The organism is Sorangium sp. So ce1153, from assembly GCF_051521595.1.
Lineage (GTDB): Bacteria > Myxococcota_A > Polyangia > Polyangiales > Polyangiaceae > Sorangium.
On sequence record NZ_CP150361.1, the window covers coordinates 6,547,021 to 6,561,008 of the forward strand.

General features: G+C 74.5%; 8 protein-coding genes. 4 read left to right on the forward strand and 4 right to left on the reverse strand.

The features are described from left to right. The first annotated feature begins 117 nt into the window (after window positions 1-117). Window positions 118-1,362 (forward strand): radical SAM family heme chaperone HemW, encoded by a 1,245-nt coding sequence (hemW, locus tag WME85_RS23490; protein ID WP_437841102.1) that lies wholly within the window; start codon window positions 118-120, stop codon window positions 1,360-1,362. Between the two features lie 82 nt (window positions 1,363-1,444). Next, window positions 1,445-2,386, forward strand: a complete 942-nt coding sequence (locus tag WME85_RS23495) for a pyridoxal-phosphate dependent enzyme (protein WP_437841103.1) — start codon at window positions 1,445-1,447, stop codon at window positions 2,384-2,386. A gap of 93 nt (window positions 2,387-2,479) precedes the next feature. On the opposite strand, the gene WME85_RS23500 is transcribed toward WME85_RS23495, so the two are convergent. Together WME85_RS23500 and WME85_RS23505 are read right to left on the reverse strand one after the other, a co-directional pair. Beyond that, entirely contained in the window at window positions 2,480-3,247 is a 768-nt protein-coding gene (locus WME85_RS23500) for a carbon-nitrogen hydrolase family protein (protein WP_437841104.1), read from the reverse strand. Window positions 3,248-3,358: 111 nt separating this feature from the next. After that, window positions 3,359-3,778 carry a response regulator gene (locus WME85_RS23505; protein ID WP_437311671.1) on the reverse strand — a complete coding sequence of 140 codons (420 nt, stop codon included), beginning with the start codon at window positions 3,776-3,778 and terminating at the stop codon, window positions 3,359-3,361. A 292-nt stretch (window positions 3,779-4,070) separates the two neighbouring features. On the opposite strand from WME85_RS23505, the gene WME85_RS23510 reads away from it, so the two are divergent. Beyond that, window positions 4,071-8,495 carry a protein kinase domain-containing protein gene (locus WME85_RS23510; protein ID WP_437841106.1) on the forward strand — a complete coding sequence of 1,475 codons (4,425 nt, stop codon included), beginning with the start codon at window positions 4,071-4,073 and terminating at the stop codon, window positions 8,493-8,495. An 81-nt stretch (window positions 8,496-8,576) separates the two neighbouring features. Here the strand turns inward: WME85_RS23510 and WME85_RS23515 are convergent, their stop codons facing one another. Beyond that, a complete protein-coding gene (locus WME85_RS23515; RefSeq protein WP_437841107.1) occupies window positions 8,577-9,836 on the reverse strand; it encodes a hypothetical protein in 1,260 nt (419 codons plus the stop codon). A gap of 296 nt (window positions 9,837-10,132) precedes the next feature. Then, entirely contained in the window at window positions 10,133-12,913 is a 2,781-nt protein-coding gene (locus WME85_RS23520) for a transglycosylase SLT domain-containing protein (RefSeq protein ID WP_437841109.1), read from the reverse strand. 333 nt (window positions 12,914-13,246) lie between these two features. Between WME85_RS23520 and WME85_RS23525 the strand changes: the two genes are divergently transcribed. Next, complete coding sequence (locus WME85_RS23525; protein ID WP_437841111.1) at window positions 13,247-13,729, forward strand: MarR family winged helix-turn-helix transcriptional regulator; 483 nt, start codon at window positions 13,247-13,249, stop codon at window positions 13,727-13,729. Window positions 13,730-13,988: the final 259 nt, after the last annotated feature.

Below are 13,988 nucleotides of genomic sequence, written 5' to 3' on the forward strand. Positions count from 1 at the left end.
CAATTGTGTCACCATGCGCGTGCTCGGCGCCGGGCGCGCGCTCCGCCGCCTCCGTTTTCGTGCGTGGTTTTGTGCCTGGTTTGGTACCTGGTTTCGTACCTGGTTTCGTACGTTTTCATGAATTCCATGGAGCCGATCACCGTCTACGTCCACTTCCCGTGGTGCCTCAAGAAGTGTCCCTACTGCGACTTCGTTTCGTTCGCGAAAGCACGGGAAGCGATCGATCACCGCGGTTATGCCGACGCCGTGCTGGCCGAGCTCCGGAGGCGAGCGGATGCGCTGGGCGAGCGCGAGCTCCGAAGCGTGTTCTTCGGGGGCGGGACGCCATCCCTGTGGGAGCCGGAGGAGCTGGGCAGGGTGCTCGCGGCGATCACCTCGGCCGCCGGCCGGCTGTCGCCGGACCTCGAGGTGACCGTCGAGTGCAACCCCACCTCGCTCGATGAGCAGCGGGCCCGCGCGTTCCGAGCGGTCGGCGTCAACCGGCTGAGCGTCGGCGTGCAGGGGCTCGACGCCGAGCGCCTCCGGTTCCTCGGCCGCCTGCACGACCCAGACGGCGGGCTCGGCGCGCTCGCGGCGGCCCTCCGGTCCGGGATGCCGCGCGTGAGCGGCGATCTCATCTACGGAGTCGCGGTGGGGACAGCCGATGAGGCGCGGGAGCAGCGCCCCGAGCACGCCGCCGCCGAGGCGCGGGCAGTAGCAGCGACCGGCGTCAGCCATATCTCTGCGTACAGCCTCACCGTCGAGCCCGGGACGTCGTTCGGAGAGCTCGCGCGGCGCGGGCGCCTGCCGCTCGCGGCGGACGACGGGGTGGCGGACACGTTCTTCGCGATCGACGAGGCGCTCGAGGCCGAAGGGCTCGCCCATTACGAGGTCTCGAACTACGCGAGGCCAGGGCACGAGGCGCGCCATAACCTCGGTTACTGGCAAGGCGTCGATTATGTCGGGCTCGGCTGCGCCGCCTTCGGGACCGTGTCGCGCCCGGATCCGCGCTGGGGGCTGAGGTCGGCCGGCGCGGAGGACGGCGGCGAGGCGTTCGCGGTCCGGTACCGGAACATCGCGAGCCCGGAGCGGTACATGGCCGCCATGGCCGAGGGCGGCCCGGCGATCCCCGTGGAGAGCGAGGAGCGGCTCGCCCCGGAGACGCGGCTGTCCGAGCGCATCATGCTCGGGCTCAGGCTGCGCGAGGGGTTCGATCTCGAGGCCGCCGCGGCGGCGCTCGGGGTGCCCGCGTGGAGCCCCGCGCGGCGGAGGGCCGCGGAGCGGCTCGGGCGCGCCGGCCGCCTGGCGATGAACGGCGGGCGGCTCAGCGTCCCGCGGGCCTCCTGGGTCTTCGCCGACGGCATCGCGGCCGATCTCTTCTGAGGCGCCGTCGCGCGCCGACCAGGTAGCCCGCAGCGCGCTCGCAGTGGACGTCGGGCGCAGACCGCGCTCCGATGCGCTTGCCATGAGCGCTCTGCCCAGCATCGAGGACATCCGCCGCGCCGCCGGGCGCATCGCGCCGCACGCCCACGTGACCCCTGTCCTGACCAGCCGGACGATCGACGGCATGGCGGGCGCGCGCGTCTTCTTCAAGTGCGAGAACCTGCAGCGAGGCGGGGCGTTCAAGTTCCGCGGGGCGTGCAACGCGGTCCTGGCCCTCCCGGACGAGGAGGCGCGGCGCGGCGTCGCGACCCACTCGTCGGGGAACCACGCCGCCGCGCTCGCGCTCGCCGCCCGCATCCGCGGCATCCCCGCGCACATCGTCATGCCCTCGAACGCGCCCGCCGTGAAGCGCGCCGCCGTGGAGGGCTATGGCGGCCGGGTCGTGGCCTGCGCCCCCACGCTCCGCTCGCGCGAGGAGACGATCGCCGGCGTGCTGGCCGAGACGGGCGCGATCCTCGTCCACCCGTACGACGACGCGCACGTCATCGCCGGTCAGGGCACGGCCGCGCTGGAGCTCGCCAGCCAGGTGGAGGACCTCGACGCCGTCGTCGCGCCCGTGAGCGGCGGCGGGCTGATCTCCGGCACCGCCATCGCGACCAGCGCGCTGTCGCGCGCGCGCACGGTAGGCGTGGAGCCCGAGGCGGCGGACGACGCCGCGCGATCGCTGCGCGAGGGCAAGATCCTCCCGTCGAACGACCCGAAGACGATCGCGGACGGCCTCCGCGCCTCGCTGTGCGAGCGCACCTTCGCCGTCCTGCGCGAGCGCGGGGTCGAGATCGTCACCGTGAGCGAGGAGGACACCGTCAAGGCGATGCGCCTCGTCTGGGAGCGGATGAAGATCCTCATCGAGCCGAGCGCGGCGGTGTCCGTGGCAGCGGTCCTCCTGCGCAAGGTCCAGGGAGCGCGGATCGGCGTCATCCTGAGCGGCGGAAACGTCGACCTGAGCGCGCTCCCCTTCGCCTGAGCGCGCCTCCCCTTCCCTGAACGCGCGCGGCGTGGGAGGTGCGCGCGGGCGCACGCGCACCTCCCACGCCGCGCACGCGCTCTCCGAGCTCACTCAGGCGCCGCTCGGCTGGTCCTTCTCGAGGCGCAAGGCGGCGCGCACGACGCGCGGCCCCGGGCCCGCCGACGCCGCCGCGACCGTGCGCCCGCGCGCGTCGAGGATGCGCGAGCCGCCCTGGCCGTGGAGCGCGGGGCTGGACGGCCCCCAGTTCGCGTTCACGATCGCGACGCGGTGGCGCCGGGCCAGCGCCGGCAGCAGGTCGGCGCGCGCGTCGTCCTCTCCGGGCGGATCGACCCAGGCCGTCGGAAAGAGCAGCAGGTCGGCCTCGTCGAGCGCGCCGCCCGCGTCCGCGGAGACGAAGTGGACGTCGAAGCAGATCGCGGCGGTCACCTTCACGCCGAGCAGACCGAGGACCGGGGTCCCGAGATCGCCCGGCGTCGCCCAGCGCTCCGGGAACCAGGGATGACGCTTGCGGTAATGGCCGACGCGCCGCCCGTCGCGGTCGAAGACGAGCAGGCTGTTGTAGAAGCGACCCTGGTCCTCCTCGACGAGCGGGCCTGCCAGGGCGATCCCGTGCGCGCGCGCGAGCTCGGCGAGCCGCCGGGCCGACTCTCCATCGAGAGGCTCCGCGAAGCGGCGCAGGTCGCTGTCGCCCCGCGGCGACACGTAGCCCGTGACGATGAGCTCGGGCAGCAGCGCGAGCGCGGCGCCCTCCACCGCGGGCGAGCCGAGGAGGCGATCGATCTCGGCGAGCGAGCCGCGCCGGTCGCCGAAGCGCTGCGGCAGCTCGAGCGCGACAACGTCAAGGGAGCGGGCGATCACCAGGACTGCTTAGCGCATCCGCGCCGCGACCAATGAGCCCGCTCTGCTCGGCGGCGATCCGGCGCGTCGCCACGCGGGAAGTGCGCCGCGAGGCCGCCGAGCGCCCCCGGCTCAGCGGAGGTTCCGGGCCGCCTGAAGCTGGTGCAGGCTCACCGCCAGGTCGACCTGGCGGCGGAGATCCGAGGCGATCCAGGGCTTCGTGATGATCCGGAAGCTCGCGCTCTCCCGGGAGATCTTCTGGATCTGCTCCACGTCCGTCGGCGCGCAGACGAGCACCGGCACGTAGCTCAGCCCCTGCCGGCGCAGCTCGCGCAGCAGCGCGAGCCCGCTGAAGTGAGGCATCCGGTAGTCCGCGACGACCACGGCAGGCGGCTCCTTCACCGCCGCCGCCAGCGCGCGGCGCGGATCGCCGAAGGTGCGGACCTGGTAGCCCGAGCGGAGCGCCCGCTCCATGAGGTCCAGGTTGCTCTCCTCGTCGTCGACGGCGTAGAGGAGCGTCCCTTGGCCCCGACCACTCGAAGGTGGCGGCATGCTGCCGGAATGCGGGGCATTGCCCATCGAGCGCGAGGGTATCAGACCTCGTCCCCGCGTACCACGCGCTCCCGCCGAAGTAATCCCGGTCGCCTGAGCCGGAAGCCAGCGCAGGAAACGCGGACCACGCCACGCCGCGCCAGGGCGGAGGTGGGCGCCTCGTGAGCCGATCGGGGTCCGCCGGCGCCGCTGTCGCTCCGGGCAGCCCTGGGCCGCCGCGAGCGATCAACCTGGGCCGGCCGCGGCGTTCGCGGACCACTCCGGCGGCGTTCGGCGGTAAGAGATCAGGGAGATGTCCGCTCGCGATGGATTGCTCGAGGTCGGCGCGCTCGTGGACGGCCGGTATCAGGTGCTCGGCCACCTCGGCAGCGGCGGTCATAGCGTCGTCTACGAGGCGCGCCAGCTCGTGACCACGCAGCGCGTGGCGCTCAAGCTGCTGCGGCCCGAGGCGCTGCGTCGCTCCCGCGAGACCGGCTCGCAAGAGGCGCGCTTCGAGCGGGAGATGCAGGTCATCGCCCAGCTGAGCCACCCGCACATCGTGCGGCTGCTCGACGCCGGGCGCCTGCCCGAAGGCGAGCTCTACCTGGCGCTGGAGTACGTCGACGGCGAGACGCTGACCGCGCGCTGCCAGCGCACGAGGGGGATCGAGCCGAACGAGGCGAAGCGGCTGATGCTGCAGGTGCTCGACGCCATCGGCTTCGCCCACGAGCGCGGCGTCATCCACCGCGATCTCAAGCCGCACAACATCATGGTCGCCGCGTCCGGCAAGCGGACGCACGCCAAGGTGCTCGACTTCGGCATCGCCGCGCTCATCGGCGACGCGCGCGCGGCCGACTACCGCGCGCTCACGCCCACCGGGGAGTTCAACGGGACCCCGGCCTACATGGCCCCGGAGCAGCTCGTGCAGTCCACGCCGACCACAGCGGCGGACATCTACGCATGGGGGCTCACCTTCCTCGAGTGCCTGATGGGCGCGCCGGTCATGCACGAAGCGACGGTCGCCGAGGTCATCTTCCGCCAGCTGAGCCCCGAGCCGGTGCCCATCCCCCGCGCCCTCCGCGGCCACCCCCTCGGCGCGCTGCTGGCGCAGGCGACCGCCAAGTCGCCGGCGCACCGCTTCCGGTCCGCCCGCGACGCCTACGAGCTGCTGGAGGCGTGCGACGTGACCGGGATCCCGTGGCCCTTGCCCCGCGACTCGGACAGCGCCGCCGCCGCGAAGGAGCGCGGCAACTGGCTGGAGCAGCGGGGCATCGTGACTCGGCCGGCGCACCAGGCCGAGGCGAACCAGGAGACCGTGCTCGTGCCGTCCGAGGAGTTCGGTCCTCCGCAGCCCCCGGAGCCGAGATCGATCGAGCAGCAGCAGCAAGACGCGCGGCTCGGCGCGGCGCCGACGCTCGCGATGGCCGGCCGCAACATCGCGCAGGCCGAGCCGCCGGCGAGGCCGATGCGCAACGTGTCCATCCACCCCGGCCCCGCCGACGGGCAGCAGACGCCGGTGGCCACGAGGCTCACGTCCCGCCCGAGCACCCCGCCGGCGTCGCGCCAGCTGTCCGCCACCGGCCGCGGCGAGCGCCGCCAGCTCACCGTGCTGGTCTGCGGGCTCGCCAGCGCCGAGCGCATCGCGGACACGGTCGACAGCGAGGCGTTCCACGAGCTCGTCCAGATGTACCAGGCCGCGTGCGCCCAGGTGATCGGGGAGCAGGAGGGGGTGTTCCTCCGCTCCCCCGGGGAGGAGACGGTCGCCTACTTCGGCCACCCCGTGGCGCGGGAGGACGACGCGCTCCGCGCCGTGCAGGCGGCGCTCGATCTGGTCGAGCACATGTCTCGCCTGAACGCGCGGGAGATCACGTCCTTGCCGCTGTCCGTGCAGGTCGGCGTGCACACCGGGATCGTCGTCGTCGCGGACAGCGACGCCGTGCCCTCGCTCGCCGGGCCGACGCTGAACGCCGCGACGCAGCTGAAGGCGCACGCCGAGCCGGGCACGGTGCTCGTCAGCCGCGCCACGCAGAAGCTCATCGAGGGCTATTACTACGTGGACGCGCTCGGCGAGATCAGCCCGAAGGGCGCGCGCCAGCCGATCGAGGTCTTCGCGGTGCAGGGGCGCACGACCGCGCGGGACCGGCTCGACGCGCGGATGCAGCAGGGGCTCACCCCGCTCGTCGGACGGGAGAGCGAGCTCGACCAGCTCGCGGCCCGGTGGGCGCTGGCCGTGGGCGGCGCCGGGCAGGTCGTGCTGATGACGGGCGAGGCCGGCATCGGGAAGTCGCGGAGCGTGCGCGCGTTCCGCGGCCGGCTGGCCGGGACGCCGCACCGCTGGCTCGAGGCGCGCTGCTCGCCGCAGCTCCAGAACAGCGCGTTCTATCCGGTGATCGAGCTGCTCAACGCGCTGCTCGAGGGCGATCGCGAGCGCGCGAGCACGCTGACCGGCGCGGCGGCGCCGAGCGAGCGCGGCGCGGCGCTGGAGAAGGTCGAAGATCGGCTCGATCGGCTGGAGCAGCTGCTCGCCGAGGCGGAGGCGGGGCCGCTCGCCGTACCGCTGCTCGCCTCGCTGCTGGCGATCCCGACCGAGGGGCGCCACGCGGCGCCGGCGCTCAGCCCGCAGCGCCAGCGGCAGGAGACGATCGCCTCGCTCCTCCAGCTCTTCCTCGGGCTCGCCGATCGGCAGCCCCTCGTGCTCACGGCCGAGGACCTGCACTGGGCCGACCCGTCGACCCTGGAGCTGCTCGGCCGGCTCATCGACGAGGGGCGGCCGTCGCCGTTGCTGCTGCTCCTGACCGGCCGCCCCACGTTCGCGCCGCCGTGGCCGGTGCGCTCGCACTTCACGCAGATCTACCTCGCCCCGCTCAACGCCGAGCGCATGGAGGCGCTCGTCCAGCAGCTGGCCGGCGCCTACGCGACGAGCGGCGCCCCGGCCGCGCAGGCCCCGCTGCCGAAGGAGGTGATCCGGACGCTCGCCGAGCGCAGCGACGGCGTCCCGCTGTTCGCCGAGGAGCTGACGCGCATGGTCCTCGAGTCGGCCGCCGCCAACGCGGCCGCAGGGGAGCCGGCCGGCTCGCCGAGCGCCTCGCCCGCGTGGGTGGGCGCGCTCGAGATCCCGACCACGCTCCAGCACTCGCTGACGTCGCGCCTCGATCGCCTCGGCCCGGCCAAGGAGGTCGCGCAGCTCGGCGCCGTCTTCGGCCGCTCGTTCGGCTACGAGGCGCTCGAGCTCTGCGCCGGCGGCGCGCTCGGCGAGCCGCTCCTCATGGCGTCGAGCCCCGCGTCGCTGCGCGAGGCGCTCGCGCAGCTCGTCGACGCCGAGCTGCTCTTCCAGCGGGGGCGCCCCCCGCGCGCGACGTACACGTTCAAGCACGCGCTGGTGCAGGACGCCGCCTACCAGTCGCTGCTTCGCAGCACCCGGCAGGTCTACCACGCGCGCATCGCCGCCGTCCTCGCCGAGCGCTTCCCCGAGACCCCGCCCGAGCTGCTCGCGCGCCACTACACCGAGGCCGCGCTGATCGGCCCGGCCATCGCCGCCTGGCAGCACGCGGGGGAGGCGTCGCTCATCTCCTCCGCGCACGCCGAGGCGATCAGCCAGCTCCGCCGCGGGCTCGAGCTCCTCAAGCAGCTCCCGGACACGAAGGAGCGGGCGCGCGACGAGATCACGCTGCAGACGACGCTCGGCGTCCCGCTGATGATCACGCGCGGCTACGCCGCCCCGGAGGTCGAGGCGACGTACGTGCGCGCGCACGCGCTCTGCCGCGAGGCGGGCTCATCGCCGCAGCTCTTCCCCGCGCTGTGGGGGCTCTGGATCTTCTTCCACGTCCGCGGCGACTACGCGCTGGCGGAGCAGCACGGCGAGCAGCTGCTCGCGCTCGCCGAGAGCACGGGCGACGCGGGCATCGCGCTGGGCGCTCACCAGGCGCTCGGCGCCACGCGCTTCCTGCGAGGGCGCCTCGGCGAGGCGCGCGAGCACTTCAACAAGGTGCTCTCGATCTACGACCCCGCGCACCACCTGCCGCTCGCCTTCCTGTTCGGCCACGACGCCGCGGCGTTCTCGCTGTCCCACCTCGCCTGGATCGCGTTCCACCTCGGCGAGCCGGAGCGCGCCAAGGCCTCGGTGGACGAGGCGATCGCCCTCTGCGAGGAGCTGAACCAGCCCGTGAGCCGCGGCTTCGTCGAGCACTTCGCGGCGGTGCTGTGCTGCCTGCTCGGCGACGTCGCGGGCGCGGAGGCGCACGCGCTCGTGCTCAGCAAGCTCTCGGAGGAGGTGGGGATGCCGCACTGGGCGGCGCTCAGCCAGATCGACCTCGGCTGGGCGGCGGCGGCGCGCGCCGCGCAGGGGCCGCCCGGCGAGGCGGCGCGCGCGCGCTACGCGGAGGGCGCCGCGCGCATCCGCGGAGGCCTGACCCTGCTGATGGGCATCGGCAGCCGCGTGTCGCTGACCTACTGGCGATCAGCGCTCATCGAGGCGGAGCTCGGCGCGGGCAACGTCGACGAGGCGAGCGCGCTGCTCGCCGACACGCTGGCCTTCGTCGACCGGAGCGACGAGCGCTACTTCGAGCCCGAGCTCTACCGGCTCGAGGGCGAGCTCGCCCTCGCGCGCGGCGCGCCGACCGCCGCGGAGGCGCGCGCGCAGGCCGATGCGGCGTTCCGGAAGGGGCGCGAGATCGCCGAGCGGCAGGGCGCGCTCGGCCTCGTGGCGCAGCTCTCGGAGCGCCGCGGAGCGCGCGCGTAGGGGGCGCGCGACGCGCTGGAAGAGAAGGGGCGGCGCGCGAGCGACGCGCGGCGGCCAGGTGCGCGTGAGCGACGCGCGGGGCTAGAGATCGCCGTGGATCGGCGCCGGCACGCGCCAGGCGACGATCTCGACGTGCTGAGCGCGGGTGAAGGGCCGATCGAGGAGCCGCGGGCAGCACTGCCGCGAGCGGAACAGCTCGAGGATGTAGCTCATGCGCTCGCGCAGCGACGCCCAGTCCTCGGCGCCGCACCCGGACGTCGTGTGGTCGTGCGCGTCGTACTCGCGCAGCAGCTCGTAGAGCTCGCGGTCCTCGATGGTCGCGAGCTCCGGGCAGTGGAGCGGCGACCCGGGGGGCGCGGGCAGATCGTGGCCGAGCTCCAGGAGCTCGTCCGGGAGGCGCATGTTCATCATCTCCTTCGTCGCCACGAGCCGCCAGATGGCGTGCACCTTCTCGATCTTGTCCTGGATCATCGACCGCAGCGCATCGGGCAGGCGCCGCCCGGGCGAGCCGACCGTGTCGAGCATGCAGCGGAGGGGCGCGTTGAGCGACCGCGCGATGTACGGCTGGAGCCGCACCTGCTCGTGAAGCCCGACGCGCGCGTTGGCGAGGAGGATCAGCTCGGCCTTCTTGTCGCGATCCTCCGTGAGCATCGCCTCGTGGTAATGGGCCATGGCGCTGCGGAGCAGCCCCTGCCCGCCCTCCGGCGACGACCCCGGCTGCAGGCCCTCGATCAGGGCCGCGAGCTGCGCGTCGCCGGGCCGCGGGCAGTCCCGGTAGAGCTGGATCATGCGGGCGAACAGCGGCCCGAGCTCCGCGAACACCTTGAGGTTGCCGAGGGCGACGTCCGCGCTCAGCTCGCCCAGGATCCGCTCCGGGATGTCCATGAGCCCGAGCCCGTGGCCCCACCACGGCGCGAGCGCGTCGAGCGCGCTGATGCGCGGCGCGCCCTCCCGCTCGGGCTCGCCCTGGCCGCGCAGCCTCACCCCGCTGACGCGCGGCGGGAAGCTCTCCCGCTCGTCCTCGTCCGCGAGGATCACGCGCCGGAGCACGGCCGGCACCTCCTCGTTGCGGATGAAACGCCCTGCAGTCTTGGACGCCCACGTGGCGAAGGTGCACCAGTGGGCGTTGCGCCCGCCCAGCAGCCGCACGAGCTCCGTGGAGAGCTCGTGGTAGCACTGCGTGATGAGCAGGTTGCGCAGCACCGGCTGATCCTGCAGCGCGATGACCGCGTGCACATGGTCGAGCAGCGAAGGCAGCTCGGATGTCTCGAAGAGCACCTCCGCGGAAGTCGCCCTGGAGGCGGCCCGCGCCGAGCGGTCCACGACGCCGCTTCGCGTCATGGGAGGCGCCTGCTTGGCGCCCTCCGACGGCAACGAGCGCGAGTTCCTATAGGCGGTGTCCTGGAAATGTGCGGCATGTTCGCTCGCTGGCGCCGCCGACATCAGCGGCTTTGCAGGGGTCGTCATTCTCCCGTGCTATCTCCAACTGATGCCAGCTGTCCATACCTGTCCATAAGTCCATGGTAAGAAAGCCGGAATGGCACGTGGTGTGCCTGTAAATCTCCTGAACGCGCGGCTCCCCTTGATTTCGGCGGGGGCGCAGCGCCGTCGTGAAGTCCGCGCAGTTCGCGCCGGCGTCAGGGCGCAGTCGGCGCGGGCAGCAGGGGGGGCGCTGAAGGCACGGGCGAGGCGGGGGCTGCGGTCGCGAGGCCGCTCCCTGCCGCCGCGCCGCGCGGCCAGGTCGTGACGACCACCCGGCGCTCGCGGCCGAAGGTCCGCGCGACGACGGCGCGGACGTCGGCCAGATCGACCTCCTCCAGCGCGCGCAGCAGCCGCGGCAGGCTGCCCGGATCGAGCGCGGCGCGCAGCCGCAGATCCGTGATCGGCCGGGCGGACGCGGGCGGCGGAGCGACGGCGGAGCGCCGCGCGAGCTCCTTCTCGAGGTCGACCCTGAGCAGGGCCTTCGCGAGGGACAGCTCCTTCCAGGTCGGTCCGGACGCCGCCAGCGACGCGAGCTCGGCGTCGAGGCGCTGCTCCAGCTCGGCGGCGCTGCGCGAGGGAGCAGGCGTGAGCTCCACCGCCGCCACGCTCGCGTGCGCGCCGAGCGACAGCCGCCCCGTCACCTCGGCCGCGAGCTGCCCCTCGGTCGCAAGGGCCTTCGCGAGCCGCGCGACGCGCGGGCCGGTGAGGATCTCCATCGCCACCCGGAGCGACGCCTCGTCCGCGCCGCCCTCCGGCGGCGCGAGCCAGCCGTAGAGCAGGCGCGGCGCCGGCACCGCGTCCTCGACGACGAGCCGCTCCTCGCGCGGGTGCGGCCCGACCGGCCGCTCGGGCTCCGCCGCGACGCGCTGGAGCGCGCGCGCGAGCGCCGGCTCGACCGCCGCGCGGGAGACGTCGCCGGAGAGCGCGATCGTCGCCTGGGCCGCGCCGCGCTCGCGTCGGAGCGACTCGGTGAGCAGGAGCTCGCTCGCCGCGCTCGCGTCGCCGCGGGCCCCGATCAGCGTGCCCTCGAGCGGGTGGCCGACGGGGAACAGCGCCTCCCCGAGCGCGATCCACGAAGGACCGTAGGGCGTCCGCTCGAGCGCGCGCCGCGAGGCCTCGCTGGCTTGCCTCCGGAGCTCGGCCACGCGCGACGCGCTCGCCTCGCCGAGCAGCATCCGGAGCCGCGCCGCGACGAGGTCGATCCCGACCTCGAGGTCGCGCGGAGGGACCGTGATCGCGACGCGCGCCTCGCTGGCCAGCGCGGGCCCTGCCGCCCACGCCTCGCCCGCGGACGGCGCCGGGACCGCGACGGCGGCGCTGATCGAGACGAGCGGCGCCGCGGGATCCTCCCGGAGGTCGACCGCGATGCCGTTCGGGAGGCGGAAGCGCTGCACCTGCTCGCGGCCGAGCCCCGCGAGGAGGCTGATCTGCTTCTCGATCTCCGCCTCTCGCCCCTTGAGGGCGCGGCGCGTGGCGAGGTCGGCGCCGTCGACGCCGTCGAACGGCGATGCCCCGACGAGGCGGCCGCTCCGGATGCCGAGCGGATCGTCCTCGAAGGCAGGACGCCAGCCGACGCCGCCGCCGATCATCACGATCGGCAGCTTCGCCTCCAGCGCCTCCGGGTTGCCGAGGAGCGGCATCGGCGCGGGCGCCTGGCCGGGCGGGGTGAAGAGCGGGAGCCGGTTCCGGCCGAGCGACACGGGGCGGGGCGGCAGCGACGCGCCGTCCAGCGCCAGCGCGCCGCCCGGCGACGGCGCGGCGCCCAGCGCGGCGGCCGCGCTGGACGGCGCGTCGGCCTCGCCCTCGTCGAGCTCCTCGTGCTCGAGGTAGGCGGGGAAGAGGGCCATGGCGCGCGCGACGCGATCGGCGGGCAGGGAGACCAGATGGTCGACGCGGCCCGGCGGGACGCGGTCGCGCAGGAGCTCGGGGTTGTGCTCGCGCAGCACCGCCGTCGAGATGCCCGCGGCGCGCGCGATGGTGCGGAGCCGCGTCCCCGGCGGCACCGCGACCTCGCCGAGATCGAGCGGCGGGAGCGGCGCGACGTCGGGCAGATCCAGCCCGAAGCGGGCGCGGTTCGCCGCGACGATCGCGAACGCAACGATCTGCGGCACGTAGTCCGCCGTCTCCCGGGGGATGACGCCGGCCTGCGCGAGCTCGGCGAGCCCGATCGGCCCGCGGGCCTCGAGATCGCGGGTCTCCGCCACCCGCGACAGCGCCCGGAGGACGCCCTCGTGGCCGAGGTTGTACGCCGCGAGCGCGAGATCCCACCGGCCGAAGCGCTCGTAGAGGTCGCGCAGGTGCACTGTCGCGGCGTCCGTGGCGCGCGCGAGGCTCATGCGCGCGTCGATCCACTCGGACTGCTCCAGGCCGTAGGCCTCGCCCGTCCTCGGCATGAACTGCCAGAGCCCGGCCGCGCCGGCCGGCGAGACCGCCCGCGGATCGAAGCCGCTCTCCACCGCCGCGACCCAGAGGAGATCCTCCGGCAGGCCCGCCTCGCGGAGCGACCGCTCGACGATCTCGCGGTACGCGCCGGCGCGCCGGAAGCGCCGCTGGAACACGGCCCGGCCCTCGTCCGACTGCGCGAAGAAGCGGACGAACCGCATCGTGCGCCGCGTGAGGGGGACGTCGAGGTCCGGCATCGCCAGGGTGGCGAGCGTCGCCCCTTCGGGGTCCTCGAGATCCTCGTCCGTCGCGGGCTGGAACTCGCGCACGACCAGGGCCGTGAGCGCGGGCGGCGCGTCGCCGACGGGCGGAAGGCACGCGGCGGCCACCGGAGAGCCCGCCGGCGCGCGCTCGAGCAGGCCGGGATCGCGGAAGGCGCGGTACGCCGCCGAGAAGGACGCGCGCACCGACGGCGCCTGGCCGACGACCGCGCCGGTGCCACAGATCAGCGCGCCGAGCCCGGTCCACAGAGCGGCTCGCCGTGCCCAGCTCATCAGCGCCGATCTTGCTCCGAAACGGTCCGCCAGCGCTACGGCAAAGCGCGGAGACAGCGGCCGTCATGTGCGCTGCTCGACGCCGCGCGCCGCCTCCGCGTCTGCCCTGCCGCCGCCGCGCGGCCCTTCCCCTCCCCGGTGTGCCTTCGCCTCCCTCTCTCTCCTGCCCCTCCCCCCGACTGCCCCTCCCCCCGACTGCCCCTCCCCGCCCTGTCCCGTCTGCCCGTAACCGCGCGCTGCGCGCCACGTCTGCTTCGCCGACCTGGCGCTCGCCTTTCCCCGTGCGGCCAAGCACTAGCCGCCCGCGCCCGGGCGAGCTAGCAAGCGTCGACGATGCGCTCGTCTCAAGCCTCCCCCCCTTCCGAGAAGACCTCGCGGCTGGGCGAGGTGCTCGACTTCATGAAGCTCCTCTGGGCCGTCGATCACGGCCTCCAGTCGACCTCGAAGCGCATGGAGGCGAAGATGGGCGTGACGGGTCCGCAGCGGCTCGTCATCCGTATCGTCGGCCGCTACCCCGGGATCTCCGCCGGGCAGCTCGCCGAGATCATGCAGCTGCACCCGAGCACCTTGACGGGCGTGCTCAAGCGGCTGCAGGAGCGCGGCATCATCGAGCGCCGGGTCGATCCGAACGACGGTCGCCGCGCGCTCCTGGGCCTCACCGCGCGCGGGCGAGAGCTCGACAGCCTCCGCACCGGGACGGTGGAGGCGGCCGTGCGACAGGCCCTGAAGGCGGTGCCCCGGCGCAAGCTCGATGCCGCGCAGGACGTGCTCGCGGCGGTCGCCGAGGCGCTGCGGCCGCAGGAAGACGCCGAGTAACAGCGTCGGATCGGCGCGCGGCGCGCGCGTTTCAGTCAGGGCGACGCAGGTAGGGCCGGCGCCCGGATGGCGCGGCAGGCGCGCGAGGCGCCGGCGCCGCCCGGCGCTGAACGAACGAGGCTTCGCGCCCTGAGCGCCGCGCGATCTGCGCGAAACGCGCGGCCCTGCCGCGACCGGCCGGACCCCCGGACATCGAACGGAGGAGCAGCGGTCGTCCCGCACGGCAGCCGTTTTCCGACGTCCCGGAGACGGAGGAGCC